This window comes from Achromobacter sp. 1012554356 (assembly GCF_059760815.1).
This window is the reverse complement of the sequence record NZ_JCBANC010000009.1, coordinates 21,493-46,646: the sequence shown is the minus strand read 5'-3', so window position 1 is coordinate 46,646 and position 25,154 is coordinate 21,493. Positions and strand designations below refer to the sequence as shown.

Sequence of the window (25,154 nt, the reverse complement as noted above, 5' to 3'; positions counted from 1 at the left end):
TCGGCGTTCACATGAGCAAGCAGAAATGAAAGATAAGAAAGGCACACGAGGGAAATGTCAGGGTGGGCCTTTGGCCCTGGCCCTGTTTTGCATGATGGTGACGGGCTCGCCAGTGCGGGCGGAGGGACCGCTGCGCGGCAACCCGGTGGACGCCCTGCCGCGGCTGGAACGTCCGCCATCGGCAAGGCAACCGCCACCGGTCGTCCAAACCGCCACCCCCGAGCAACTGGCCTTGCAGGCCCGGCTGGCGCAACGGATCGTGCCGCGCAACTTCGACGTCACCGGCGTGCGCGCCATTCCGTTCGAGGAGGTGTCCGCCGTGCTCGCGCCGCTTGCGGGCAAGGAAATCAGCCTGGGAGAGCTGGTCGCCCAGGTCGACAAGATCACGCAGCTTTACCGCGACAAGGGCTTTCCCCTGTCATTTGCGCTGGTGCAGAACCAGACATTCGCCAACGGCCTGGTCGTGGTGACGGTGGTCGAGGGCTTTATCGCCAATGTGCGGATCGACGGCGACATCGGCAATGCGCAGGATCGGCTTGAAGCACTGGCCGCGCCGTTGCTGGCGGAACGGCCGCTCAGCCAGGCCACGCTGGAGCGCCAACTGAACCTGATGCGAACCGTGCCGGGCGTCAGGTTCACGCCCAGCCTGGACCTGCCCCGCCGCGCGGACGGCGCCACCGAGCTGGCGCTGGTGGCCACCCGCCAACCCGTCAGCCTCAACGGCGACATCGCGGATCTGGGCACCGGCATGCAACCTATCGTGAATGTCACAACCAACAGCCTGACCCCGTTAGGCGAACAGGTGAAGCTGACGGCGTCGGTCCCATTCAATACCGACGACGTGAAATACGTGTCCGGCGAAATCCGGGTACCGATCGGCGCCAATGGCCTGTCGGTCAAAGTGGACGGTTATTACTACGATGCGCGGCCGCAGGATGATGCGATTGAACTGCTGGGTTTTGATCGCCGTGTAAAAAACGACCGCATCGGCGTCGGCGTCAGTTATCCGTTTCTGCTCAACAACCGGCGTTCGCTGACCGGCACGTTAGGGGTATATGCCGCCAATTCCAAGGACCGATACGAAGCCCGCGAATCCGACCGTTGGTTGCAGCAGGACGCGCAGGTGCGCGCCGCCACAGCCGAAATGCGGTTTATCCAGGTTTCAGAAACCAAGGCGACGGACGTCACGCTTACGGTTGCCAAGGGTTTTGACGCCGTCGGCGCAAAAAAGGATATCTCGACCAATTACGGTTATTCCGCCACGCCGCGGCTGGACTTGGACTTCACCCGCTACAACCTGAACGCCAGGCAGACATTTGCGCTGCCCCATCAATTTGGGCTAGTTTTCTCCGGCGCGGGGCAGTATTCCAGCAATATCCTGCCCTCTTCCGAGCAGATTTCCTTTGGCAGTTGGCGGTTTGCCATGGGTTATCCGCAAGGCGAACAAAGTGGCGACAAAGGCGTCGGCGTGTCAGCGGAAATCAATCGCCGCTTCGGCGTGGGCTGGACGTATCTTTCCAGCGTGCAGCCCTACGCATTGGTCGACTACGCACGCACCTGGTACAACAACAAGGACCTGCAGACGTTGAATAACCGCCACCTATCATCCGTGGCGCTGGGCGTGCGGATTACCGACGACAAGCATTATCTGTTTGACTTCAACGTAGCCAAGCCGGTGGGATCGGCCACCGTCAATAACGACCGCGACCTGCGCTTCAACGCCAATTACTCGCTGTTCTGGGACGCGCTGTAACTGTCCAGCCGGGCCTGGCGCGGTTATGCCCGAAATTTAAAAACGCCCGTTACGACGGGCGTTTTTAATGCGCGAAAGGATCCGGCGTTACGTAACGCCGGCCGTAACGTCCGACGTAACGTTACGTCGGATGACCGGCTTTCCGTAACAGTCGCAGGCTCGCCGCCATCCCAAAACAGGGATTATCGAGAGCCAGGGAAAAACCCTTAAATACCAGCGTATGCGCTTGATAACAAAGCGAATTTATTGGCTCGGCATTTCCCAAACTGGCGATATGCAACGGTTCTGAAAAATCTTGGCATGGTTTATGCATCAGGAAGCGTACCGGGTTGTTTCAAGACTCGATTCTTCCAGCCAAAGGAGTTCGTCATGCAGAACCGTACCGAGATGCGCCGCCTCCATCACGTCCTGACCGCCACCGTCATGGCCACCGCGCTTGTCGGCGCGCTGACCGCCTGCGGAGGCGGCGGGGGCAGCGGGAAGAAAACTGCAGGACTTCCGGGAACCGATATCCCGACGAACCCGGGCGGCGGGGGGCTTGATCCCGGCGTGAACCCCGGCGGTGGAACGAATCCCGGCGGGGGCACCAACCCGGGCGGCGGCACGAACCCCGGTGGCGGCACCAATCCCGGCGGCGGCGGCACCGACCCCGGCACTAACCCGCCGCGCGTTACCGGCCTGCTGGAAACGACGCTGGGCAATACCGGCGGCGCGGTCGACAACGCCCTGCCCCTGAATCTGGACTCGACCCTTGGCGGCGTTGGCAAGGCGCTGGATCCCACGATCAAGCCGGTCGCGGACACCGTGGTTGGCCTGACGCAGCAAGTGGGCGCCACGACCGGCCTGGGCCAGCCTGTCGACGGCATCGTCAGGCAGGTGGGTGGCGCGGTCAGCGACCTGGGCACGGACGTCAAGGGCTCGGGCCTGCCCGGCGGCCTGGCAGTCGGCGTGGGTGGCCTGGTGGATGGCCTGGGCAAGACGGTGGCCAGCACGGGCGGCCTGCTGCATGCGGACGCCAACAACCCCAATCCCCTGACCACCGTGCTGGGCAATGCCACGGGCGCAGTGGGCGCGCTGACCGGCCCGCTGTCCGGCCAGGGCGGCCTGCTGCAACCGATCACGCAAGTGGTGGGCGGCGTGACGAACGGTGCGCTCAACGGCCCCACCACGCCGCTGCTCGAGCCCGCGCTGGGCAATGTCGGCAAGACCGTCGACAACGTGCTGCCGCTGGGTCTGCAGACGACGCTGGCAGGCGTGGGCGGCGCGCTCGACCCGACCGCCAGCCCGCTGGCCGGCAACGTCGTCGGCCTGACGCAGCAAGTGGGCGACACGACCAAGCTGGGCGCACCGGTCGCCAACCTGTTGACCGGCCTGGGCGGCACCGTCACCAATCTGGGCGGCTCGTTGCCGGGTACCGCGCCGGGCTTGAACGGCGTACTGCAAGGGCTGGGCGGCGCGGTCGCGAGCGCTGGCGGTTTGCTCCATGCGACGCCGGGCAACGCGAATCCCCTGGGTTCGACGTTGGCCAACGCCACGGGCGCCGTTGCCTCGCTGACGGGGGGGCTGGGCGGCGTGACGGGCGGCCTGGGTGGCGTCACGGGCGGCGCCAACGGCGCGGGCGGCCTGCTGGCGCCCGTGACCGGCCTGCTCGGTGGGGTAACCGGCGGATTGACCGCTGGGGCCGGCGCCGCCGCGGGTGCCGGCGCCTCGGCCGGCACAAGCGGCGGGGGTCTGCTGGGCGGGCTGCTGGGCGGCGTGAATGTCGCGGCGGGCGCGGGAGCCGGCGCGGGCGCAGGCGCTTCCACCGGTGCGCCGGCCAGTTCGGGAGGCTCGGGCGGAACGACCGGTGGCGCAGCCAACGGCGGACTGCTCGGCGGTCTGCTGGTGGGGGTGACGGGCGCGACGACGGGCAGCTCGACGGGCGGCGCGCCCAATGGCGGCTTGCTGGGCGGACTGCTCGGCGGCCTGGCCGGCAAGAAGTGATCCCCTAAAAACCGCCAGGAAACCCCATCATGCTGCAACAACACACCTATCAACACCACGAGCCCATGACCGGCATGGTCGAGCCATCAAAGAGCAGCCGGCGGTCCGGCATGCTGGACGAAATCGGCCTGCTGCTCGGCCGGCAGTTCGCCGCCTACAACACGGCCTGCCAATCGGCCTTGGCCGAGAAGCTGGGCACGACTGTGGCGGACTTGAAGGCGCTGGAGCTGGTCATCGCGTTCGATGCCCTGCCGACGGGGCATCTGGCGAGATTGATGGGCATCAGTTCGGGGGGGGCGACCGCGCTCATCAACCGGCTGGAAGCAGCCGGCTACGTGGAACGCGGCCGCCACCCGCTTGACCGCAGGATCATCGTGATCCGGCCGGTCGAGGCGCAGTGCCGGGTGCTCGCGCAGGAGCGGCAGTGGATCGCCGAGACCATCGCGATGACTTCATGCAACTATGACACCGCGGAACTGGAGGCCGTGCACGGGTTTTTGACGCGGTGCGGCCGCGGCGTCAAGCGTGACACGCTGGACTGGCTGGAGACGGGCAGCGCGCATCAGCCCGGGTAGGCGGCGGGGTATTGCCTCGTTGACGCTACCACCGGATCCGGCCACATTGGCCGGATCCGGCTTTGGATCACTCCGCCTCCGGCGGCCCGAAGTGCAGACGCGGCACCGCGGCCAGCAGCCGGCGCGTGACTTCCTGGCGCGGCGCCAGCAAGACCGATTCGGCCTGACCGAGTTCGACGATGCGGCCCTTGTCCATGACCGCGATGCGGTCCGCCAGGTACTCGACCACCCCGAAATTGTGGGTGATAAAGAGATACGCGATGCCCAGATCGGTCTGCAGTTCGCGCAGCAGATCCAGAATCTGCGCCTGCACAGACACGTCCAGCGCCGACGTGGGCTCGTCGCAGATCAGCACCTTGGGCTCAACGGCCAGCGCGCGAGCAATGGCAATGCGCTGGCGTTGTCCGCCCGAGAATTCATGCGGATAGCGCATCAGCGTATTGGCGGGCAGCCCTACCCGCTCGATGAGCTGCGCGGCGTGCTTCTCGCGATCCTGCCGGCTCATGCCGCGCTTGAGCGATGCCAGCCCCTCGTCCAGGATCTCGCCGATGCGCATGCGCGGATCCAGCGACGCGTACGGATCCTGGAACACGATCTGGATGTCCTGGCGCAGCCGCTGCAGCTGGCGGCGGTCGGCGGTCAGCAGATCCTGGCCTTGCAGCATGGCGCGGCCCGAGATGCGCGCGCCGTCGATCAGCCGCAGCAACGCCTTGCCGGTGGTGGTCTTGCCGCAGCCGGACTCGCCCAGCAGCGCCAGCGTTTCGCCCGCGCGCAGCGTGAAGGTCACGCCGTCCACGGCTTTGACCCAGGACACGATGCGGCGCAGCGGCCCCTTGCGTACCGGGTAATGGACTTTCAGGTCCTGCACGTCCAGCACCACGCCCGCCGTGCGGTCCGGCCCGGCCTGCTGGCGCTGCTGCGCGGCCACGGCGCGGCCCTGTTCGGTCAGCGGCACGCCGCGCTTGTCGAAGGTGGGAATGGCCTCGAAGAGCTGCTTGGCATATGGATGGCGCGGCGCCCGGAAGAATTCCTCGGCGCTGGCGCTTTCGACGATCTCGCCGCTGCGCATCAGCGCGACGTGATGCGCCACGTTCTTGACCACGGCCAGGTCATGCGTGATCAAAAGGACGGCCATGCCCATTTCCTGCTGGATGCTGGCCAGAAGGTCCAGCACCTGCGCCTGCACCGTTACGTCCAGCGCGGTGGTCGGCTCATCGGCGATCAGCAGCACGGGTTCGGCCGCCAGCGCGATGGCGATCATGACGCGCTGCTTCTGGCCGCCGGAAAACTGGAACGGGTAGTCGTCGATGCGGCGCTCGGGCTCCGGAATGCCGACCCGGCGCAGCCACTCGATGGCCCGCGCGCGCGCCGCCGCCCCGCGCAGCGGCGTGTGCGCGGTCAACGTCTCGGTGATCTGGTCGCCTACCCGCATGACCGGGTTCAGGCTGGTGGACGGTTCCTGGAAGATGATGCCGATGCGCCCGCCGCGCACGCCGCGCATGGCGCTTTCGGGCAGGCGGTTCAGGTCCTCGCCGTCCAGGTCGATCTGCCCGCCCACGATGCGCCCGGCGTCCGGAAGCAGCCGCAGCAGCGCCAGCGCGGTCATGCTCTTGCCGCAGCCCGATTCGCCCACCAGCGCGAAGGTCTCGCGCTTGGAAATGGCCAGCTGCAGCCGCTTGACCGCATGCGTCATGCCGCTTTCGCCCGCGACGTCGACGTCCAGGCCGTTCACGGTCAGCAAGGGAGTGTCGTACGTCATGGCGCCTCTCCGGTCTTGGAGGCGCGGCCGTCCGCCGCCAGCATGGCTTCCGGACGGCGGCCAAGAAAGCCCAGGCGCGCCAGGCGGCTGGGCTTGTAGCGGCGCGTGCGCGGATCGAAGGCATCGCGCACGGCGTCCGCAAACAGGTTGGCGGCCAGCACCAGCGCCAGCATGAAGATGAAAGCGGTCATCAGGTTCCACCAGATCATGGGATCGCGCGACATTTCCAGCCGCGCGCCGTCGATCATCGAGCCGAAGGAATTCATGCTGGGATCCACGCCGATGCCCAGGTAGGACAGCACTGCCTCGTAAAGCACCAGGCCCGAGAACTCCAGCACCACGGTGATCAGCACCAGATGGGCCACGTTGGGCAGCAGGTGGCGCGTCATGATGCGCCAGTGCGACACGCCAAAGGCGCGCGCGGCCTGCACGTATTCCAGTTCGCGCAATTTCAGGGTTTCGGCGCGCAGCAGGCGGCACAGCCCTGCCCAGCCTGTCAGGCCCAGGATCATGCACAAGAGGAACAGCCGCAGGTCGGCGCGTGCCGCCGAGGTGTTGAAGAGGTCGGAATGGTTGTCGATGTACACCTGCATCATCAGGGCGCAGGCAGCAACCAGCAGCACGCCGGGGATCGAGGTGATGGTGGTGTACAGGTACTGGATGGCATCGTCGACCTTGCCCTTGAAATACCCGGCCGCGATGCCAAAAATGATGGCCGGCGGCAGCATCGCCAGCGTGGTGAGACTGCCAATGACGAGCGCCGTGCGGATGCTTTTCAGCGCCTGCCACAACACGTCATTGCCGATGCGGTCGGTGCCCAGCGCGTGATAGCCGCTGGACAGGCCGGCCAGCGCCCCCACCGCAAGGCACAACAGGGCGAAGGTGATCGTCATGGCGCGCCAGGGAATGTCGGCGCGGCCGGCCAGCAGTTCCTCGGCCGCGTGCGACGCCGAACCGGTGGCGCGCGTCAGGCAGGCAAATAGCAGGACCGCGCCCGCCAGCGCGACGGCCAGCCCCGCGGCCAGCCCCCACCCCAGCCGCATCGCAATGTCGCCCGCGCGCTCTTTCTCGGGATCGGTCAGGTGCAGCGCCGCCCCGCGCAGCCGCGGAAAATCGCGTACCGGCTTATCGTCGACCAGCATGGTCTCTTTGGTGAACTGATGCGCGGCCAGCGGCTCGGAATAGGTTTTTTCGGGGCGCGTGAGCACGGTGCCAGCCAATAGCCCATCCAGCGCGGACCGCACCGCGGGCGCGTAGACCGGCGGGGCGTCGGCGGCGGCGCCCGGCGCAGGCGGCAGCAGCGGACGATAGTGCACGGAATCCAGCAGGCCGACCACCGAAAACGCGACCAGGATGACGGCCGAACACATGGCGGGCGTGTCGCGCGCGACACGCGCCCAGGTGGCGCGCAGGTTGGGACTGCGGCGCACGTGCCAGACATAGGCCAGCGCGCCCGCCACCATCAGCCACAGCGCGATATCGGTCCAGAGAAAGACGAACTTGGGCATGGCGGCTACTCGAAACGCACGCGGGGATCGGCCAGCGTGTAGGAAATGTCGGCCAGGATCAGCCCCACGATATAAAGCGCCGCGCCCAGAAACACCATGGCGCGCACGATGGAGAAGTCCTGCGCATTGATGGCGTCGATGGTGTAGCTGCCCAGCCCCGGAATGCCGAAGAACGATTCGGCGATAAGGCTTCCCATGAACAGCAGCGGCAGCGCGGCGACCGTGCTGGTCAGGATGGGCAGCATGGCGTTGCGCAGCACATGACGGAACAGCACGACACGTTCGGCCAGGCCCTTGGAGCGCGCAGTGCGCACGTAGTCCTTGCCGATCTCTTCAAGAAACAGCGTGCGGTAAAAGCGCGCCTCCGGGCCCAGCCGCGACACGATCGCCACCAGCACCGGCAATGCCAGGAACTTGATCACGTCCAGTCCGCCCGAGTAGCCCGAGAACGGCACCAGCCGCAGCAGCTTCGCAAACAGCCACTGGCCCGCAATGATGTAGAACAGGCTGGATATCGACAGCAGCATCACGCACAGCACGACGCCCCAGAAGTCCAGCCGCGTGGCCCGGAAATAGACCAGCGTCAGCGAGAACACGATGCTGGCGAACAGCCCCAGGAAAAACGTGGGCACCGCCAGCGCCAGGCTGGGCCCCATGCGCGTCTTGATCTCGCGGCCGATATCGCGGCCGCCATCCGACGCGCCAAAATCCATCACCAGCAGCGGCACCGAACGCCGGTAGAACACCGTGTCCGTGAGCTGCGCCGTGCCTTGGGCCTCGGCATTGAAAAAGAGCGGCTTGTCGTAGCCGCGTTCGGCCTTCCATTTCTCGACGGCGTCCTGGCTGACACGCTGGCCGCCGATGGCCAGCCGCGCCATGTCATCGGGCGTATTCACCGCAAAGAAAAGGATGAAGGTAAAGAGATTGACGCCGATCAGAATCAGCACGCCATACAACAGCCGGCGAATGACATAGCCGATCATGATTGATGCTCCTTGCGTTCGGGCGGCACAAACGCCGTCTGGCGTTCACGCCGCTTGAGCGCCACGTACGAAGGCCAGATCGCGAGCGCCAGCAGCAGGATGAAGACGCCGACGGGCCACCAGATGGGCGAGTTCCATTCGTCGATCTTCTGCTGCCGCAGCGCCGGGTCGACCTTCATGTACTGCAGCGTGTTGCGCACCATCTGCGTGGGCTTGGCGTTGCCGACCCACTGCTGGTAGGCGCCGCCCGACATCGGGAAGTAGCCGAACATCCACGGCGCGTCGCGCTGGACGACGGCGATCATGTCGGCGATCAGCGCGGCCTTCTCGGGGCCGTCGTCCAGGAATTTCATCTGCTCGAACAGCTTGTCGAACTCGGGGCTGGCATAGTTGGCCGCGTTCTCGCCGCCGCCCTTGGCCTTGGCGTTGGGGCCGTACAGCAGGAACAGGAAGTTCTCGGCGTCGGGGTAGTCGGCGTTCCAGCCCCACAGGAAGATCTGCGCGGCGCCGCGCAGCATCTTGTCCTGGAAGCGGTTGTAGTCGGTGGCCCGCACGTCGAGCTGCACGCCGATCTTGGCAAGCTGGCGCCGCATCCAATCAGATTGCGGGTTGGACCCGCCGCCGGACATCGAATCGAAGTAGAGCACCAGCGGCGCGCCAGTCTGCGCGTTGCGGCCGTCCGGGTAGCCGGCCTCGGCGAGCAGCCGCTTGGCCACGTCGATGGACTTGCGCACGGGCTTGCCATCGACCAGGTCATATACCACGGGATTGATGCCTTCGGGCGGATCGCGGTAGCCCAGCACGCCGGGCGGAACCGGGCCATACGCCACCGATGCCTGGCTGTTCTCGAACACCGCCACGTACTCTTCCCAGTCGAAGGCGATGCTGATGGCCTGGCGCAGCTTGCGGTTGCGTTCCTGCTGCTCGGGCGTGTCGCCCTTGCCCACCACCGGATCCAGCCAGTTGAAGCCCATGTACCAGTTGGCGGTCTCGACCGTGGTCGGCAGCTTGATGCCGTGTTCCTGGTACTTGCGCGCCTTGTCCTGGCTGTCGCCGGCCGCCACCAGCATGGCCACGCCGTATTCGCCGCGCTCGATCTGCGGCACGTCGTAATAGCCCTGCATGAACTTGCCGGTCAGCGGAATGGCTTCCTTTTCGACGCTGAACTCGGCCCGGTCGATGAACGGCGTGGGCTTGCCGCAGTCGGCCAAAAGGCCGGCCGCCTTGTCGCCGGGTTCGCCTTCGCAGGGGTAGGGTTCGCCGTGGTAATTGGGATTGCGGCCCAGCACGTGGCGGCGGTTCTGCAGCGATTCGACCAGCATGTACGGCCCGGTGCCCACCGGCCAGGTGTTCAGCGAGAGGTCGTGCGCGGCCATGCCGGGCTGGTTATAGAAACGGTCCGCTTCCCACGGGATGGGCGCGGTAAAGGTCATGGCCAGCCAGTACTTGAACTGGGGATACTTGCCGTCGACGCGGATCCGCAGCGTGTGGGCATCCAGCGCCTCGACACCCTTGAAACCGTCGTCCTCGCGCAGATCCAGCCAGGGCGACGCGCCGGCGCCCCCAGGCACGTCGCGCCGCAGGTCCTGATCGCGCTTGCGCAGCCGGTCGCCGTAGTCTTTGAGGCCCTGCACGTGTTCAGCCATCAGCGAATAGATGGGCGACACCACCCGCGGGCTGGCCAGGCGCCGGAACGCATAGACGTAGTCGTCGGCGGTGAGCTCGCGGGTGCCGGTCAGCGGGAAATCGGGAATGTAGAACTTGTCGTCGAGTTCACCGGGCGCCAGCGGATAGTACGCATAGTTGCCGTCCTGCTTGCGCGCAAAGGCCGGATGCGGCGCAAAGCGGATGCCCGGCCGGATCTTGATGTCGTAAACGCTTTGCGCGATCTGCTCGCCGGGCGCGTCCGCGGGCAGCGGGTTGCCGTCCTTGTCCAGGTACACCGGCGGATCGATCGACGCCGCCGCGCGCGGGATCAGTTCGTAGGGCCGCTTCAGGTAGTGATACCCGTAAAGCGGCTCATAGATGTTGTAGGTATATGGCGTCTCGTCGCCGGAATAAGAGCTGGCCGGGTCCAGGTATTTGGGGGATCGTTTGACGAAAGCGGAATACAGCGTGTTCTGGCTTTCGGCGCCGGATGGATACGGGCTGTTGATGGGGCTTTCTTGCGAGCAGCCCGTCAACGCCAGCGACAGCAGCATGGCCGACGCCCAGAGCCGCTTCAATACACCCATGGAAACCTTCCCTTCGTTTCGTAGCGACAGAGGATAGCAAATGGGGGGCTGGGGAAATACCCCGGCATGCCCTTAGAGGCGCAGCGGGCGAATCGGGCGGGAGCGGGTCGGGATGGCGACGCTCAGCCGCACTGGCGTTGCCGCCAGCAGTCGTAGCGCCATTTCCAGGGCTGCATGGCATCCGGACGCGCCCACAACCCGCGGCCGGCTGCCTTGGCCTGGCGCTGCAGGTCCGGCATGGCCTTGTCGCGCAGGTAATCGCCCTTGCGGGCCGTATAGGCCCAGGCGTAGCCCGCCTCGACCTGCACGCGGTTGGCGGAGCGCCCATCGTCCAGGATCAGCGCGCAGACATCGCGGCCATACTGATCCTGCTCGTAGCACTGCGCGGTGAGCGTCTTGCCGGCCACCAGACCCGCCAGGTGCTTGCGCGCGGCCTCGGCGTCAGGCTGGCCGGGCTGATCCGTGCCATGGCCTTCTTCCGGCGCGTCGATGCTGTCCATCCGGATGCGCCGCTGCCCGTCCGGCGCCCGCAGCGTCACGGTGTCGCCGTCCGCCACATTCACGATCGTGCCCGTCAGGGTGTAGCTCCCCGGCGGCACACCACCCGCGGGCGCCACGGCCGACGGTTTGCCACCCGCCGGCGCCGAGGGCTTGCCGCTTGCCGTCGGCCCCGGGCGCTGCGGTGCCGAATCCTGCGGCTGCAGCCAGTTCACGATGGCACCCGCCGCCGCCAGAACCAGGGCAACGACAAGGGCGGTCAGCTTGCTGCCGCCACGAAAGGGAGATTTGCCACGCACCGGCGGGACTCCAGAGGGAAAACGAAAGCGAGTTTGCCACAAGGAAGCTCGCCGCATTCGCCTGGATGCTGGAGTCCGACACTGGCGTGGAAGTGTCTGACACCCTAGGCACACCGCTACAAACCCAAGGTCATCTCACCAGGGTGTCAGACACCGGGGCAAGAACACCACCTCTCATTTGGAGGTGTCTGACACCCTAGGCACACCGCTACAAACCCAAGGTCGTCTCACCAGGGTGTCAGACACCGGGGCAAGAACACCACCGCAGTTGGAAGTGTCTGACACCCTAGGCACACCGCTACAAACCCAAGGTCGTCTCACCAGGGTGTCAGACACCGGGGCAAGAACACCACCTCTCATTTGGAGGTGTCTGACACCCCAGGCACACCGCTACAAACCCAAGGTCATCTCACCAGGGTGTCAGACACCGGGGCAAGAACACCATCTCCCCAGCACGTCAAACCCCAGTCCCACCCCTTACAACCAGCCCGACTTCCGGAACCGCCAATACAGCACCGAACAAACCGACGCGATGACGCCCAGCGTGATCGGATAGCCCCATGGGGTCTTGAGTTCCGGCATGAACTCGAAGTTCATGCCGTAGATGCCGGCAATGGCTGTGGGGACGGCAAGAATGGCGGCCCAGGACGCGAGTTTGCGGGTGGTGTCGTTCTGCGCCGCCTGCCCGATCATCAGGCTGGCTTCAAAGGCGAACGCCAGCGACTCGCGCAGCGAATTGAAAAGCTCATCCACGCGCAACACGCGATCCGCCACTTCACCGAAGTAAGGCCGCGCATGTTCGTCGACCGCAGACATCTCGACGCGCGCCAGCCTGCGGCAGATCTCGGCCAGCGGCGACACCACGGTATGGATGCGCAGCAGGTCGCGGCGCTGCCGGTACAGCCTGCGGATGTCCGAGTCCTTGGCGCCGCGGATCAACAGCTTCTGTTCGGCGCCTTCGACGACGCTTTCGATCTTGACGGCCGCCGCCACATAGCGATCCACCAGCCAGTCCAGCAGCTCGGACGCCACATAATCGCTGCCGCGCTTGAGGAGGTCGGGCGAGGCTTCCAGACGCTCTCGCAGCGGGCTGTGCCCGGCGGTGGCGCCGCGCCGCACCGTGACCAGAAAACCGTCGCCGATCAGGAACTGCGTCTCGCCGAAGATCGGACGCTCGGCTTCGACCTCGACCGTCGCGGCGACGATGAGAATCATGTTGCCGTAGTCGATGATCTTCGGCCGCCGGTGCGTTTCCAGCATCTCTTCCTGATTCTTGTCGCAGGCGCCCAATTCCCGCGCCACTTTGGCAAGCGTGTCCGGATTGGGATTGCGCAGCCCGATCCACAACATGCTCTGGCCCTGCCGTTGGGCGACGTACTGGCCGGCCTCTTCGATGGGGACCTCGCGGTCCCGCCGTCCGTTCACGTAGGCGATCGATGCCACGACCTCGCCTTTGGGCGCATCGGCGGCTTGCACTTCAGTAGACATAGACATCCTCGGACAAATCGATCCCTGCCGCACAGCTTGTGTTTATCGGCCGATGATAGCCCAGCCCGCGGGTGGACCGACCGCTCAGAAGAGGTTGCGTACCCGCTTGGCCACATCAATGCGCGGCGCCTGCGGCTCGCGCGGCTCGCCCCGTCCGGCCGGCAGGTCTGGGAGCTTGGGCAGATGGTCGAAGAGCGGCAGCATGGCGTTGGTGATGAACCGGGTGCGCGAGCCGTAGACGTGGCGGTCACCCATGCCCGTCTGCTGGTGCACGTAGAAGCGCTGCGGCACAACGAGCTGCAGCCGTTCCTTCGCGCGCGTCATGGCCACGTACAACAGCCGGCGCTCTTCCTCGATCTCTTCGGCCGTGCCGGTGCTCATGTCGGACGGAATGCAGCCGTCCACCACATTCAGCACATAGACCGCCTTCCACTCCTGCCCCTTTGCCGAATGGATCGTGGACAGGATCATGTAGTCCTCGTCCCGCAGCGGCGCGCCGGATTCGTCACTGGTGGCGTCGGGCGGGTCCAGCGTCAGCTCGGTCAGGAAGCGCTCGCGCGACGGATAGCCCGAAGCGATGCGCACGAGCTGGTCCAGGTCGGTCTTGCGCACGCGCGCATCGTCGTACAGGCGTTCGAGCTGGCCGCTGTACCAGCGCAGCGCCAGGTCCACATCGGCCGGCCACTTCAGCGTGGGGTCGCACAAAGCGGCGTACGTGTCGGCAAAGGCGCCCCACTCTTCCTGAGCTGCCGCGCCCGGCTTGAATTCGCGCAGCGTGCGCAGCGGCTCGGCGGACGCGGACATGGCGTCCATCAGCTTGCCCGCCGTGGCCGGGCCGATGCCCGGCATCAACTGCGCGACGCGGAAACCCGCCATGCGGCCACGCGGGTTCTCGGCCCAGCGCAGGATCGAAAGCAGGTCCTTGACGTGCGCCGCTTCCAGGAAACGCAATCCGCCGAATTTGACGAAGGGAATGTTGCGGCGGGTCAGTTCCAGTTCCAGCGCGGCGCTGTGGCTGGCGGTGCGAAACAGCGCCGCCTGCGACTTGAGCGTCGCGCCGCCCTCGCGCTGCGCCAGCACCTGGTCGGCCACCCAACGCGCCTGGCCGGCTTCGTCGCTGACCGTGACCAGTTCGGGCAACTGCGAGGACTTGCGGTCCGTCCACAGGTCCTTGGCATAGCGTTCGGTCGCCTGCGCGATCACGGCGTTGGAGGCGGTCAGGATGGGTTGCGAGGACCGATAGTTGCGGTCCAGCGTGATGACGCGCGCGGGCGCGGGAAACAGGTTGGGAAAGTCCAGGATGTTGCGCACCGTGGCCGCGCGAAACGAGTAGATGGACTGCGCGTCGTCACCCACCACGGTGAGCCCCCGGCCGTCGGGTTTCATGGCCAGCAGAATGTCCGACTGCAGCCGGTTCGTGTCCTGGTATTCGTCCACCAGCACGTGATCGAAGCGCGCGCCCACGTCCGCCGAGATCTCCGCATCCGACATCATTTCGGACCAGTACAGCAGCAGATCGTCGTAGTCGAGCACCTGCTGGTCCTGCTTGGCCGCGACATATGCACGGAACAGGTTCTTGAGCTCGTCCTCCCATTGGGCACACCACGGAAAGGACGTCTTGAGCACGTCGCCCACCGGCGTCTGACTGTTCACCACGCGCGAATAGATCGCCAGGCACGTTCCCTTGAGCGGAAAGCGCGACTTGGTGGAGGACAGGCCCAGCTCGTGGCGCACCATGCCCATCAGGTCCTCGGCGTCACCGCGGTCATGGATGGTGAATGCTTCGGACAGGCCAATGCGCAGCGCGCAATCGCGCAAGAGGCGCGCGCCAATCGCATGGAACGTGCCCGCCCAAGGCAGCGACGGCGCCTGCTGCGACGACCGCAGGTTCATCACCCGTTGCAGCACCGACCCCACGCGCCGCTCCATTTCCAGCGCGGCGCGGCGCGAAAACGTGAGCAGCAGGATGCGCTGCGGGTCCGCCCCGTTCAGGATCAGGTGCGCCACGCGATGCGCGAGCGTATTGGTCTTGCCCGACCCCGCGCCCGCGATCACCAGCAGCGGGCCGTCGTTGCCGGGCGCGCCGGCCACGCCGAACTCGGCGGCTTCGCGCTGCGCGGGATTCAGGTCGGCCAGCGGATCGGGCCGCTCGGCCGGACGGGCGGCGGTCAGGTGGTTGTCGGGCGTGCAGGGAATTTGATCTTGGTCTGGCATGTCGCGGAGCCGCAGCGCTGCGGCCGCAAAAAAGGAAGGAGCCAGGGCTGGCTCCGGATGAACACTGTATATTTATACAGAATTTTTGACCTTTCGTCTGAACGCCCCGGCGCCATGTCCGATTTCCCTCGCATCCTGACCGGCACCGCCTCCTGGACCGACCCCACCCTGCTGGCCTGCGGCCGCTTCTATCCGCCCGATGCGCGCAGCGCTGAATCCCGGCTGCGGTTCTATGCGTCGCGCTTTTCGCTGGCCGAGGTCGACGCCAGCTTCTACGCGATGCCCACGCCGGACAACGCCTACCTGTGGTCCACCCGCACGCCGGACGATTTCGTCTTCAACATCAAGGCGTTCCGGCTGTTCACTGGCCACCAGACGCCGCTCACTGCCCTGCCCGGCGACATCCGGCGCGAACTGGCGGATTGGCCGGAGCCCATCATCTACCACGACCGCATGCCGGCCGACCTGCGCGACGAACTCTGGCGGCGCTACCAGCTTGCCGTCGAGCCGCTGCGGATGCCGGGCAAGCTTGGCGCGGTGCATTTCCAGTTTCCGCCGTGGGTACGGCGCGACGCCCGCGGCATGGCGCGCGTGGCGGATTGCGCGCGGCGGATGGAGGAGCATCTGGTATCGGTGGAATTCCGCCATCGCAGCTGGTTCGAAACCCCGGCGGCCACCGCGGACACGCTGGCCTTCGAAAGGGATCTGGGTGTGGTGCACACGGTTGTCGACGCGCCGCAGGGTTTTGAGAACACCGTGCCCGCGGTCTGGGAAAGCACCCACCCCGACCTGACCCTGCTGCGCCTGCACGGGCGCAATGCGGCCAAGTGGAATGCGTCCGGCCCGGCGTCGTCGGGACGGTTTCAGTACGAGTACTCGGAAGCGGAACTGGCCGAACTGGTCGCCCGCTTCACGCGGCTGGCGTCACAATCGGCGCAGGCGCATGCGGTGTTCAACACCAACTTCGAAGACCAGGGCATGCGCAACGCGGCGGCCTTCGCGTCGGCGCTGCAATTGCCGGGCATTTGAATGGGTGCCTGACGGCCGGCACGTTCGGTTGGGCCGGTGTCAGACACCCGGGAAAATGATCCGCAGTGCGCAGCCGCGTCTCAACGGGTGTCAGACACCTAGGTAGTGGCCAACATGCAAGGTGTCTGACACCCACAGAGAAACGCTTCAATCCAACGCCGTGCTACATGGGTGTCTGACACCGGCCGAGACACCCAGGTAGTGGCCCACATGCAAGGTGTCTGACACCCACAGAGAAACGCTTCAATCCAACGCCGTGCCACATGGGTGTCTGACACCGGCCGATAAAGCGCCAACCTTTGCTCTCGGGTGTCAAACACCCGCCTTCGCCGCAGTCCGCGCCGCCGGCCGCGCCACTTCCGCCAGACTCTCCAGCAGCACTTCAAACTTGCGCGCGATGTCGTGCTCCGGCACACAGGCATAACCCAGCAGCAGCCCGGGCCGGCGCCCTTCCTCGTTGACGTAGTAGCGCGACAGCGCACGCGTCAGCACGCCCTTGCTGCGCGCCACCTCGACGACGCGCAGGTCGTCCATGTCCTCCGGCAAGGTCAGCACCAGATGCAAACCTGCCATGCTGGCATCGCGATGCAGCCAGTCCGGACCCAGCCGGCGCTCGATCAGGTTGACCAGCATGGCGCGGCGGCGGCCGTACAGCATGCGCATGCGGCGGATGTGCGCCGCGTAATGGCCCTCGGAAATGAACGTGGCCAGCGCCGCGTGGGTCATCAGGTGCCCCTCGCGGTACAGCTCCGCGTGCGCCGCCTGAAATGCCGCCGTCAGTGGTTTGGGCAGCACCAGATAGCCCACGCGCAGACCCGGATACAGCGTCTTGCTGAAGGTCCCCATGTAGATCACGGGCGCGTCGGACTCCAGGCCCAGCAGCGACGCGATCGGGCGCCCGGAGAAGCGGAACTCGCTGTCGTAGTCGTCTTCGATGATCCAGCTGCCGCACTGCCGCGCCACTGCCAGCAACTGCCGCCGGCGCGCCAGCGACATCACGGGCCCCAGCGGGTACTGATGCGACGGCGTGACGAAGATGAATCGCGGCGGCGTGTCCACCGTGTCCGGCACCCGCATGCCTTCTTCGTCCACCGGCAGATGCACCGTTCGCAGACCGTTGGCCTGCAAGATGGTGCGCGCGCCCCAGTAGCCCGGGTCCTCGACCCATGCCGTTTCGCCCGCCTCGCCCAGGATGCGCGTGGTCAGGTCAATGGCCTGGTGCGAGCCCTCGGTAATGATGATCTGCTCCGGGTCGCAGTCGATGGACCGCGTCAGCGCGAGATGCTGCGCAAGCGCCTCGCGCAGCGCCGGCAGGCCGCCGCCATAGGAATAGGTCAGCAGGTCCGGTGCGGGATTGCGCCACAGCGCGCTGAAGATGCGGCCGAACTTCTTGTGCGGAAACTCGGTCAGGTCGGGCACCCCCGGCATGAACGCGCCCCATTGGTACGGCGAGGCCGACACGCCATCCACGATGGCCGCGCCGCGCGGCGACAGGGCCGGACGCGAGGACGCCTGCTGCGCCTGGCGCGCGCGGCGGCCGCTGGCCAGATACGAATCCGGCACCGAGGCATTGACGAAGGTGCCGTTGCCCTGCCGGCTGCGGGTGTAGCCCTCGGCCAGCAGCTGGCTGTAGACGTGGACGACGGTGTTGCGGGCAATGCCCAGCTCCGCCGCCAGGTCGCGCGTGGCGGGCAGGCGCGAGTCCGCGGCAATGGATCCATCCAGGATCGCTTCGCGGATGCCGCGGTAGAGCCGCTTGTTCATGGGCTCGCTGGCGCCGTCGGCCAGGCGCAGCAGCAGCAAGTCACCGACGATGGACCGCAATTGGTTCTACCTAATTTATTAAAGTGGTTCCCACAAGTGGGGCCATCGTAGCATTAAATAAGTGCTTTACCGCCCATCACTCTCATCGAGACCGAGATGAAGAATCAGGATCTGAATACCCGCCGTTCCCTGGCCACGCCGCGCGGCGTCGGCGTCATGTGCGACTTCTACGCCGTGCGCGCGGAAAACGCCACGCTGTGGGATGCCGAAGGCAAGGAATACATCGACTTCGCGGGCGGCATCGCCGTCCTGAACACGGGCCACCTGCACCCGAAGGTCAAGGCCGCGGTCGCCGCGCAGCTCGACAACTTCACGCACACGGCCTATCAGATCGTGCCGTACGAAGGCTACATCTCGCTGGCCGAGCGCATCAACCGCCTCGCCCCCATCGACGGCCTGAAGAAGACCGCCTTCTTTACGACCGGCGTCGAAGCCGTCGAGAACGCCGTGAAGATCGCGCGCTCGTCCACCGGCCGCTCGGGCGTCATCGCCTTCTCGGGTTCGTTCCATGGCCGCACGATGCTGGGCATGGCGCTGACCGGCAAGGTCGCTCCCTACAAGCTGTCGTTCGGTCCCATGCCGGGCGACATCTATCACGTGCCGTTCCCCAACGCCACGCAGTCCATCAGCGTGGCCGATTCGCTCAAGGCGCTGGACTTGCTGTTCAAGGTCGACATCGATCCGAAGCGCGTCGCGGCCATCATCATTGAACCCGTGCAGGGCGAAGGCGGCTTCAACATCACGCCGCCCGAACTGATGACCGCGCTGCGCAAGGTCTGCGACGAGCACGGCATCCTGCTGATCGCCGACGAAGTCCAGACGGGCTTTGGCCGCACCGGCAAGCTGTTCGCGATGGAACATCACGGCGTGCAGGCCGACATCATCACCATGGCCAAGAGCCTGGGCGGCGGCTTCCCGATCTCGGGCATCGTCGGCCGCGCCGACGTCATGGACGGTCCCGCCGCGGGCGGCCTGGGCGGCACGTACGCCGGCAACCCGCTGGCCGTGGCCGCGGCGCACGCCGTGCTGGACGTCATCGCTGAAGAAAAGCTGTGCGAACGCGCCGCCCAACTGGGCGAAAAGCTGCGCGCGCATCTGGAAGGCCTGCGCGCCAAGGTTCCGGGCATCGCCGACGTGCGCGGCCTGGGCTCGATGGTCGCGCTGGAACTGAACGACGCGGCCGGCAAGCCCGACGCCGAAGCCGTCAAGCGCGTGCAGCAGCGCGCGCTCGACGCCGGCCTGATTTTGCTAAGCTGCGGTGTATACGGAAACGTCCTGCGCTTCCTGTATCCCTTGACCATTCCCGACGCCCAGTTCGCACGCGCGCTGGACATCCTGTCCGAGGCGCTTGCCGCTTGAGGCAAAGGCCCTGAATAACCGGTTATTCGGCTGGCAGGAACAACGATTGCGGGCGTAGCAGGCAGGCGGCTTGATGAACAGGCCGCACGCCTGCCACGCCCGCAATCGCTTGGCCCGCCGCACCATCAAGGAGACTTCCAACATGACAGCACTGTCCCATCCCCTCGCCCGTCCCGACCTGCTGCGCGACGCCTGCTACATCGACGGCAAGTGGGTCGGCGCCGGCGAAGGCGCATCGATCCCCGTCGACAATCCGTCCACTGGCAAGACCATCGTGTCGGTGCCCAAGCTGGGCCGCAAGGAAACCGAGCAGGCCATCGCCAGCGCCCAGGCCGCGCTGCCCGCGTGGGCCGCCAAGACTGGCAAGGAACGCGCCGCGATCCTGCTGAAGTGGGCGCAGCTGATGATGCAGCACCAGAAAGACCTGGCGGCCATCATGACGTCCGAACAAGGCAAGCCGGTCACCGAAGCCGCGGGCGAAATCGCCTACGCCGCGTCGTTCCTGGAATGGTTTGCCGAAGAGGCCAAGCGCATCGACGGCGACATCCTGCAAAGCCCCAAGGCCGGCCAGCGCCTGATGGCGCTCAAGCAGCCCATCGGCGTGACCGCCGCGATCACGCCGTGGAACTTCCCGGCCGCGATGATCACCCGCAAGGTCGGCCCGGCCCTGGCCGCCGGCTGCACCATGGTCGTCAAGCCCGCTCAGCAGACGCCGCTGACCGCGCTGGCGCTGGCCGTGCTGGCCGAAGAAGCCGGCGTGCCGGCAGGCGTGTTCCACGTCATCACGGGCAGCTCGCGCGACATCGGCGCGGCGCTGTGCGAAAGCGACGTGGTGCGCAAGCTGAGCTTCACGGGCTCGACCGAAGTCGGCCGTACGCTGATGGAGCAGTGCGCGCCCACCATCAAGAAGCTGTCGCTCGAACTAGGCGGCAACGCGCCCTTCATCGTGTTCGACGACGCCGACCTGGACCGCGCGGTCGACGGCATTCTGGCCTCGAAGTACCGCAACGCCGGCCAGACCTGCGTGTGCGCCAATCGCATCTATGTACAAGCCGGCGTGTACGAGGAAGTCGCCAAGCGCCTGGTCGCCAAGGTCAACGCCATGAAGGTCGGCGACGGCTTTGAAGACGGTGTGACGCAAGGTCCGCTGATCGACAAGAACGCCATCGAAAAGGTGCAGGAGCACATCGCCGACGCCACGGCCCACGGCGCCAAGGTGATCGCAGGCGGCAAGCCCCACGCGAAGGGCGGCACGTTCTTCGAACCGACCGTCGTGCGCGACGTGACGCAATCGATGCGCTTTGCCAGCGAGGAAACCTTTGGTCCCGTCGCGCCGCTGTTCCGCTTTGAATCGGAAGACGAGGTCATTGGCATGGCGAACGACACCATTTTCGGTCTGGCCGCCTACTTCTTCACGCGCGACTACGCCCGCATCTGGCGCGTGTCCGAAGCGTTGGAATACGGCATCGTGGGCATCAACACCGGCCTCATCTCCAACGAAGTCGGCCCCTTCGGCGGCGTCAAGCAATCCGGCCTGGGCCGCGAAGGCTCCAAGTACGGCATCGAAGAGTACCTGGAGATCAAATACCTCTGCGTCGACCTCGGCGCATGAAGTCCGGCACGCGCGGCGCAACGCCGCGCGCGTTTGCGGCAAACGCGCTGCACGGCGGGCCCGCCGCCACGCAGCGCGTCGCCCGCCAACGGGTTACTTCGTGAACTGCATGTTCATGCCGAAGAACACCTGCCACTCCGGCTGGCCCGGCCCCCGGCTCGCCACCGACACCTGTGGTTCCAGGAAAAAATTGAGCACCGTATGGCCGCGCCGAACCACCTGGCCGATGCCGAGCCCGATGGGAATGCTGTAGGCGTCGTTCTGGAAGTTGTAGGACCAGATCGGCGTCGAGCGCAGATACGTGCCGCCGCCAAGCTGATAGAACGCGAACGGCTGAAACGCCCCGATGTTCACGCGTGAGCGGTTGCTGCTGCCCGCGAAGCTGGCTTCCCACGTCAGCAGATAGCCATATTGGAACTTGCGCGAACTGGCGTCGAACAGCACGTTCACCAATCCCGCGGACCACTTCTCGCTGCCCAACTCCTTCTTGCTGGCCGTTGGCGCGGTGATCTGCGGACCGATGCCGAAACTCACATCGGGATTACCCACGTCGATGAGATAGGCGGCGAACATGTTGAGATCGCCAGTGCCGGTCTTCTGGCTGCCGGTCGGCGTGGTGGGAAAGCTGTTGATCGGCAGCGATCCCCGGAAGATCCAGTCCGTCTTGCCCAACGAAAACGGTTGCGCATACCGCACCCAGAACTGATTCGCGCTGTCTTGAAAGCCGGACAGATCGCCGATGTAGTAGTTCTGAAGGTTGAATGCGGTCATGTTGGCCAACGGGTTGTTGGCCTGGGCAGCGTCTTCCGCAGCCGCGGCACGTGCGATCGCGGTCAGCACGAGGCCAACTGCGGCATGTTTTTTCAGCATGGCGTCACCTCTGCAACGTGATAGGGAAACGTGGGCGAGACGAAACCGGTGCGCCGGCGGGGCGTTGTAAAAAACGCAGTCCCATCGGGCAAAAACTCACGTAGATACGGCGAACGAGGCAAGGCTAGAAAAAACCGCCACGCGGCGCCAGATGCGGCTGTCAGGGTATGGCTGGCGCAGCCGCCCTGCCTTGCGCGGCGCAGGCCATCCGGTGGACACACGGCCGATGCGCGCGCACCGATCGATCGGATACCATCCGGGCATGTTAGATTTGCGCGTTCCGTGGACGAGTCCGTATGAGCAGAACTTTCACCCTTGAGGACACCCGCAAGCTGGCGGCCATCCTGGCGGAAACCGCGCAGACCGAGGTCATGCCGCGTTTTCGCAACCTGCCCGAAGGCGCAGTGCGGGGCAAAAGCTCGCCGCGCGATCTGGTCACCGATGCCGACGAAGCCGCCGAACGCCTGATCGCCGCACGCCTGTCCAAGCTGCATCCCGGCGCCGTGCTGATCGGCGAGGAAGCCTCCGCGCGCAATCCCGCCCTGTTGAACATGCTGGTCGACGCCGACCTCGCCTTCCTGATCGATCCCATCGACGGCACGCGCAACTACGTGGCGGGCCTGCCGCTGTTCGGCATGATGATCGCGGCCTGCCATCGCGGCGACGTGATCGCCGGCGTGATCTACGACCCGGTCAGCCGCGACAGCGCGCTGGCCGTGCGCGGCGAAGGCGCCTTGCTGGAATTCGAGAACGGCAAGCGAGTGCCGCTTGCCGTCGCCAGTCCCGCGCCCCCGCAAGACATGGACGGCCTGATCTCCACCGGCGCCCTGCCCGAGCCGCTGCGCACCACCGTCAACGGCAACCTGTCCCGGCTGGGCAGCACCGCCTCGCTGCGCTGCGCAGCGCACGAATACCGCATGCTCGCGGCCGGCCATTGCCATGTAGCGCTGTACAACCAGCTCACCGCGTGGGACCACGCCGCGGGCTGGCTGCTGCACCGGGAAGCGGGCGGCTATGCGGCGCATTTCGATGGTTCGCCCTACAAGCCCACGCACCGCACGGGTGGCCTGCTTTATGCGCCCGACGCCGGAAGCTGGCACGCGGCGCGCAAGGCGCTGTTAGGGGACGCATTGGAAGGCACTGAGACTTGACAACGCCGTCGGGATCACCCCAAAAAACTGGGGTTATCCCTAGGAGTTATCCCCAGTTCCTGTGGACAACCCTATGGAAAGGTCTGTAACCGGCCAAAAAAACCGTTGCCGGGCAAGCACTTGCTTAGACCGGTCAAAAACCGGCCGCCGCCGCTTCTTTCTAAAGCGCTTCCAGCGCCAGTGCGCAGGGTTGTTCCACTTTCAGGGTCAACAGGCTGTCGGCGCGGGTGCGTCCCAGGTTGATGGCGGCGATCGGCAGGCCCATGCGCGAGGCAGCCGTCACGAATCGGTAGCCGGAATACACCATCAGGGATGAGCCCGCCACCAGGACGGCGTCGGCGCTATCCAGGCCGGCGTTGGCGCGCTCCACGCGCTCGCGCGGAACGGTCTCGCCGAAGAACACCACGTCGGGCTTGACGATGCCGCCGCAGCGCGGGCACGGCGGCACCGCAAACCGCGAGAAATCGTGGCCGTCCAAATCGGCGTCGCCGTCGGGCGCGTCGCTGGCTTCAAGCTGCATCCAGTCCAGATTCAACGCGTGCAATTTTTCCTGCCAGTCGTGGCGGCCGCCGCGCCAATCGCAGTTCATGCAGCGCACGGCATCCAGCCGTCCGTGCAGGTCCACGACATCGCGGCTGCCCGCGGCCTCGTGCAAGCCGTCCACATTCTGCGTTACCAGCACGGCGACGTGACCCCGGTCCTGCAGGCGAGCCAGCGCAAGATGCGACGCATTGGGTTTGACGTGGCCAAAGCGGCGCCAGCCCACCATGCTGCGCGCCCAATAACGCGCCCGCGAAAGCTCAGCACCCATGAACGTTTGCAGCGTCATGGGCGGCTGGCGTTTCCATTCGCCTTCGGTATCGCGGTAGTCGGGGATGCCGGAATCGGTGCTGACCCCGGCCCCGGTCAGGACGAAGAGCCGCGGATGGCGGTCGATGAAGCCGCGCAGCGCGGCCAGCTCCGGAAGTGCTGTATCCAATCCTCGCTCCTCAGTCCCGCCGCCGTGCGCCCATCATGCCGCGCGGCCCGCAGCGTTCAACCGCCCAGCCCGCAATCGGGCATGTCGCTGACCAGGCTGGCCTGCGTCACGTTGCTGCCCGGCGCCACGCTGCGCGTGAGCCAGACGTTGCCGCCGATGGTCGAGCCCTTGCCGATGGTGACGCGGCCCAGGATCGTGGCGCCCGCGTAGATCACGACGTCGTCCTCGATCAGGGGATGGCGCGCCAGGCCTTTCTTGAGTTCGCCATTTTCGCCGGGCGGGAAACGCTTGGCGCCCAGCGTGACCATCTGGTAGAGCCGCACGCGGTCGCCGATGATGGCGGTTTCGCCGATCACCACACCCGTGCCGTGGTCGATGAAGAAGCTGCGGCCGATGGTCGCGCCCGGGTGGATGTCGATGCCGGTGTCGGCATGGGCGATCTCGGCCACGATGCGCGCCAGCATCGGCACACCCAGGCGGTACAGGACGTTGGCAAGGCGGTGATGGATCATGGCCGCGACGCCCGGATAGCACAGCAGGACCTCGTCCACGTTGTGCGCGGCCGGATCGCCCTGGTAGGCGGCCATCACGTCCAGATCGAGCGCGGCGCGCACGGCCGGCAGCTCGGCGCCAAAGCGGCGCACGATCTCGGTGGCGCGTTGCTGGGTGTCCGCGTGCTGGGCCGCATCATGCCGGCCCTCGTATTGCAGCTCCAGACAGACCTGGTGCAAAAGCGCATCGAGCGCGGCGCCGATGGTGTGGCCGACGTAAAAGTCCTCGACCTCTTCGCGCAGGTCGATGGGACCCAGGCGCATCGGGAACAAGGCGCCGCAGAGGTCCTTGACGATCTGGCGCAGGCTTTCCTGCGAAGGGAACTCACGCAGGCCGGCGTCGTCGCGCAGCCGGCCGCGCGGTCCGCGCCAGGCGACGCGCGCATCGCGCAGGCCGGACACGATGCCGTCCAGATTCCAGTGCGCCGTGGGGAAATAGCTGGGGCCGCTCATTGCCGGGCTCCGGACGGGGAGCCGGCAGTTCC

18 protein-coding genes are annotated in these 25,154 nt (G+C 66.1%); 7 read left to right on the top strand and 11 right to left on the bottom strand.

Annotation, left to right across the window (positions count from 1 at the left end):
- The first annotated feature begins 91 nt into the window (after nt 1-91).
- From AC6LJW_RS06270 to AC6LJW_RS06260, 3 genes are all read left to right on the top strand, one after another.
- Nucleotides 92-1,753: a ShlB/FhaC/HecB family hemolysin secretion/activation protein gene (locus tag AC6LJW_RS06270; RefSeq protein ID WP_498086812.1), complete on the top strand. Its 1,662-nt coding sequence runs from the start codon at nt 92-94 to the stop codon at nt 1,751-1,753.
- Nucleotides 1,754-2,122: 369 nt separating this feature from the next.
- Nucleotides 2,123-3,736: a collagen-like triple helix repeat-containing protein gene (locus tag AC6LJW_RS06265; protein WP_498086783.1), complete on the top strand. Its 1,614-nt coding sequence runs from the start codon at nt 2,123-2,125 to the stop codon at nt 3,734-3,736.
- A gap of 29 nt (nt 3,737-3,765) precedes the next feature.
- Entirely contained in the window at nt 3,766-4,311 is a 546-nt protein-coding gene (locus AC6LJW_RS06260; RefSeq protein WP_056563255.1) for a MarR family winged helix-turn-helix transcriptional regulator, read from the top strand.
- A 67-nt stretch (nt 4,312-4,378) separates the two neighbouring features.
- Here AC6LJW_RS06260 and AC6LJW_RS06255 read toward each other — a convergent pair whose 3' ends face one another.
- From AC6LJW_RS06255 to AC6LJW_RS06225, 7 genes are all read right to left on the bottom strand, one after another.
- A complete protein-coding gene (locus AC6LJW_RS06255) occupies nt 4,379-6,070 on the bottom strand; it encodes an ABC transporter ATP-binding protein (protein WP_498086782.1) in 1,692 nt (563 codons plus the stop codon).
- Nucleotides 6,067-7,578 carry an ABC transporter permease gene (locus AC6LJW_RS06250; RefSeq protein ID WP_498086781.1) on the bottom strand — a complete coding sequence of 504 codons (1,512 nt, stop codon included), beginning with the start codon at nt 7,576-7,578 and terminating at the stop codon, nt 6,067-6,069. The genes AC6LJW_RS06255 and AC6LJW_RS06250 overlap by 4 nt, the downstream gene beginning before the upstream one ends.
- Nucleotides 7,579-7,583: 5 nt before the next feature.
- Nucleotides 7,584-8,561, bottom strand: a complete 978-nt coding sequence (locus tag AC6LJW_RS06245; RefSeq protein ID WP_056563262.1) for an ABC transporter permease — start codon at nt 8,559-8,561, stop codon at nt 7,584-7,586.
- Nucleotides 8,558-10,795 (bottom strand): ABC transporter substrate-binding protein, encoded by a 2,238-nt coding sequence (locus AC6LJW_RS06240; protein ID WP_498086780.1) that lies wholly within the window; start codon nt 10,793-10,795, stop codon nt 8,558-8,560. Before AC6LJW_RS06240 ends, AC6LJW_RS06245 begins: the two co-directional genes overlap by 4 nt.
- 122 nt (nt 10,796-10,917) lie before the next feature.
- On the bottom strand, nt 10,918-11,649 hold the full coding sequence (locus AC6LJW_RS06235; RefSeq protein ID WP_498086779.1) for a thermonuclease family protein: 732 nt from the start codon (nt 11,647-11,649) through the stop codon (nt 10,918-10,920).
- A gap of 420 nt (nt 11,650-12,069) precedes the next feature.
- The gene (locus AC6LJW_RS06230; RefSeq protein WP_498086778.1) at nt 12,070-13,080 is read right to left on the bottom strand and encodes a magnesium and cobalt transport protein CorA; all 1,011 of its coding nucleotides are present in this window, start codon (nt 13,078-13,080) and stop codon (nt 12,070-12,072) included.
- A gap of 84 nt (nt 13,081-13,164) precedes the next feature.
- A complete protein-coding gene (locus AC6LJW_RS06225) occupies nt 13,165-15,294 on the bottom strand; it encodes an ATP-dependent helicase (RefSeq protein WP_498086777.1) in 2,130 nt (709 codons plus the stop codon).
- A 114-nt stretch (nt 15,295-15,408) separates the two neighbouring features.
- Between AC6LJW_RS06225 and AC6LJW_RS06220 the strand changes: the two genes are divergently transcribed.
- Nucleotides 15,409-16,323: a DUF72 domain-containing protein gene (locus AC6LJW_RS06220; RefSeq protein WP_056563274.1), complete on the top strand. Its 915-nt coding sequence runs from the start codon at nt 15,409-15,411 to the stop codon at nt 16,321-16,323.
- 312 nt (nt 16,324-16,635) lie between these two features.
- On the opposite strand, the gene pdxR is transcribed toward AC6LJW_RS06220, so the two are convergent.
- A complete protein-coding gene (gene pdxR / locus AC6LJW_RS06215; protein WP_369818950.1) occupies nt 16,636-18,147 on the bottom strand; it encodes a MocR-like pyridoxine biosynthesis transcription factor PdxR in 1,512 nt (503 codons plus the stop codon).
- Nucleotides 18,148-18,243: 96 nt separating this feature from the next.
- Between pdxR and AC6LJW_RS06210 the strand changes: the two genes are divergently transcribed.
- Together AC6LJW_RS06210 and AC6LJW_RS06205 are read left to right on the top strand one after the other, a co-directional pair.
- Nucleotides 18,244-19,506, top strand: coding sequence for a 4-aminobutyrate--2-oxoglutarate transaminase (locus AC6LJW_RS06210; RefSeq protein WP_056563276.1), 1,263 nt, complete (start codon nt 18,244-18,246; stop codon nt 19,504-19,506).
- A 142-nt stretch (nt 19,507-19,648) separates the two neighbouring features.
- The gene (locus AC6LJW_RS06205; protein ID WP_056566761.1) at nt 19,649-21,118 is read left to right on the top strand and encodes an NAD-dependent succinate-semialdehyde dehydrogenase; all 1,470 of its coding nucleotides are present in this window, start codon (nt 19,649-19,651) and stop codon (nt 21,116-21,118) included.
- A gap of 93 nt (nt 21,119-21,211) precedes the next feature.
- Here AC6LJW_RS06205 and AC6LJW_RS06200 read toward each other — a convergent pair whose 3' ends face one another.
- Nucleotides 21,212-21,988, bottom strand: coding sequence for a hypothetical protein (locus AC6LJW_RS06200; RefSeq protein WP_056563278.1), 777 nt, complete (start codon nt 21,986-21,988; stop codon nt 21,212-21,214).
- Between the two features lie 296 nt (nt 21,989-22,284).
- Here AC6LJW_RS06200 and AC6LJW_RS06195 point away from each other — a divergent pair, with 296 nt between their 5' ends.
- Nucleotides 22,285-23,139, top strand: a complete 855-nt coding sequence (locus AC6LJW_RS06195) for an inositol monophosphatase family protein (RefSeq protein WP_498086776.1) — start codon at nt 22,285-22,287, stop codon at nt 23,137-23,139.
- Nucleotides 23,140-23,299: 160 nt separating this feature from the next.
- Here AC6LJW_RS06195 and AC6LJW_RS06190 read toward each other — a convergent pair whose 3' ends face one another.
- Both AC6LJW_RS06190 and epsC read right to left on the bottom strand, forming a co-directional pair.
- Entirely contained in the window at nt 23,300-24,118 is an 819-nt protein-coding gene (locus AC6LJW_RS06190; RefSeq protein WP_498086775.1) for an NAD-dependent protein deacetylase, read from the bottom strand.
- A 56-nt stretch (nt 24,119-24,174) separates the two neighbouring features.
- Nucleotides 24,175-25,122 (bottom strand): serine O-acetyltransferase EpsC, encoded by a 948-nt coding sequence (epsC, locus tag AC6LJW_RS06185; RefSeq protein ID WP_056563286.1) that lies wholly within the window; start codon nt 25,120-25,122, stop codon nt 24,175-24,177.
- Nucleotides 25,123-25,154: the final 32 nt, after the last annotated feature.

Coding starts and splice junctions, on each gene's coding strand:
- AC6LJW_RS06270 (WP_498086812.1), top strand. CDS start 92: ATGATGGTGACGGGCTCGCCAGTGCGGGCGGAGGGACCGCTGCGCGGC.
- AC6LJW_RS06265 (WP_498086783.1), top strand. CDS start 2,123: ATGCAGAACCGTACCGAGATGCGCCGCCTCCATCACGTCCTGACCGCC.
- AC6LJW_RS06260 (WP_056563255.1), top strand. CDS start 3,766: ATGCTGCAACAACACACCTATCAACACCACGAGCCCATGACCGGCATG.
- AC6LJW_RS06255 (WP_498086782.1), bottom strand. CDS start 6,070: ATGACGTACGACACTCCCTTGCTGACCGTGAACGGCCTGGACGTCGAC.
- AC6LJW_RS06250 (WP_498086781.1), bottom strand. CDS start 7,578: ATGCCCAAGTTCGTCTTTCTCTGGACCGATATCGCGCTGTGGCTGATG.
- AC6LJW_RS06245 (WP_056563262.1), bottom strand. CDS start 8,561: ATGATCGGCTATGTCATTCGCCGGCTGTTGTATGGCGTGCTGATTCTG.
- AC6LJW_RS06240 (WP_498086780.1), bottom strand. CDS start 10,795: ATGGGTGTATTGAAGCGGCTCTGGGCGTCGGCCATGCTGCTGTCGCTG.
- AC6LJW_RS06235 (WP_498086779.1), bottom strand. CDS start 11,649: ATGCGGCGAGCTTCCTTGTGGCAAACTCGCTTTCGTTTTCCCTCTGGA.
- AC6LJW_RS06230 (WP_498086778.1), bottom strand. CDS start 13,080: ATGTCTACTGAAGTGCAAGCCGCCGATGCGCCCAAAGGCGAGGTCGTG.
- AC6LJW_RS06225 (WP_498086777.1), bottom strand. CDS start 15,294: ATGCCAGACCAAGATCAAATTCCCTGCACGCCCGACAACCACCTGACC.
- AC6LJW_RS06220 (WP_056563274.1), top strand. CDS start 15,409: ATGTCCGATTTCCCTCGCATCCTGACCGGCACCGCCTCCTGGACCGAC.
- AC6LJW_RS06210 (WP_056563276.1), top strand. CDS start 18,244: ATGAAGAATCAGGATCTGAATACCCGCCGTTCCCTGGCCACGCCGCGC.
- AC6LJW_RS06205 (WP_056566761.1), top strand. CDS start 19,649: ATGACAGCACTGTCCCATCCCCTCGCCCGTCCCGACCTGCTGCGCGAC.
- AC6LJW_RS06200 (WP_056563278.1), bottom strand. CDS start 21,988: ATGCTGAAAAAACATGCCGCAGTTGGCCTCGTGCTGACCGCGATCGCA.
- AC6LJW_RS06195 (WP_498086776.1), top strand. CDS start 22,285: ATGAGCAGAACTTTCACCCTTGAGGACACCCGCAAGCTGGCGGCCATC.
- epsC (WP_056563286.1), bottom strand. CDS start 25,122: ATGAGCGGCCCCAGCTATTTCCCCACGGCGCACTGGAATCTGGACGGC.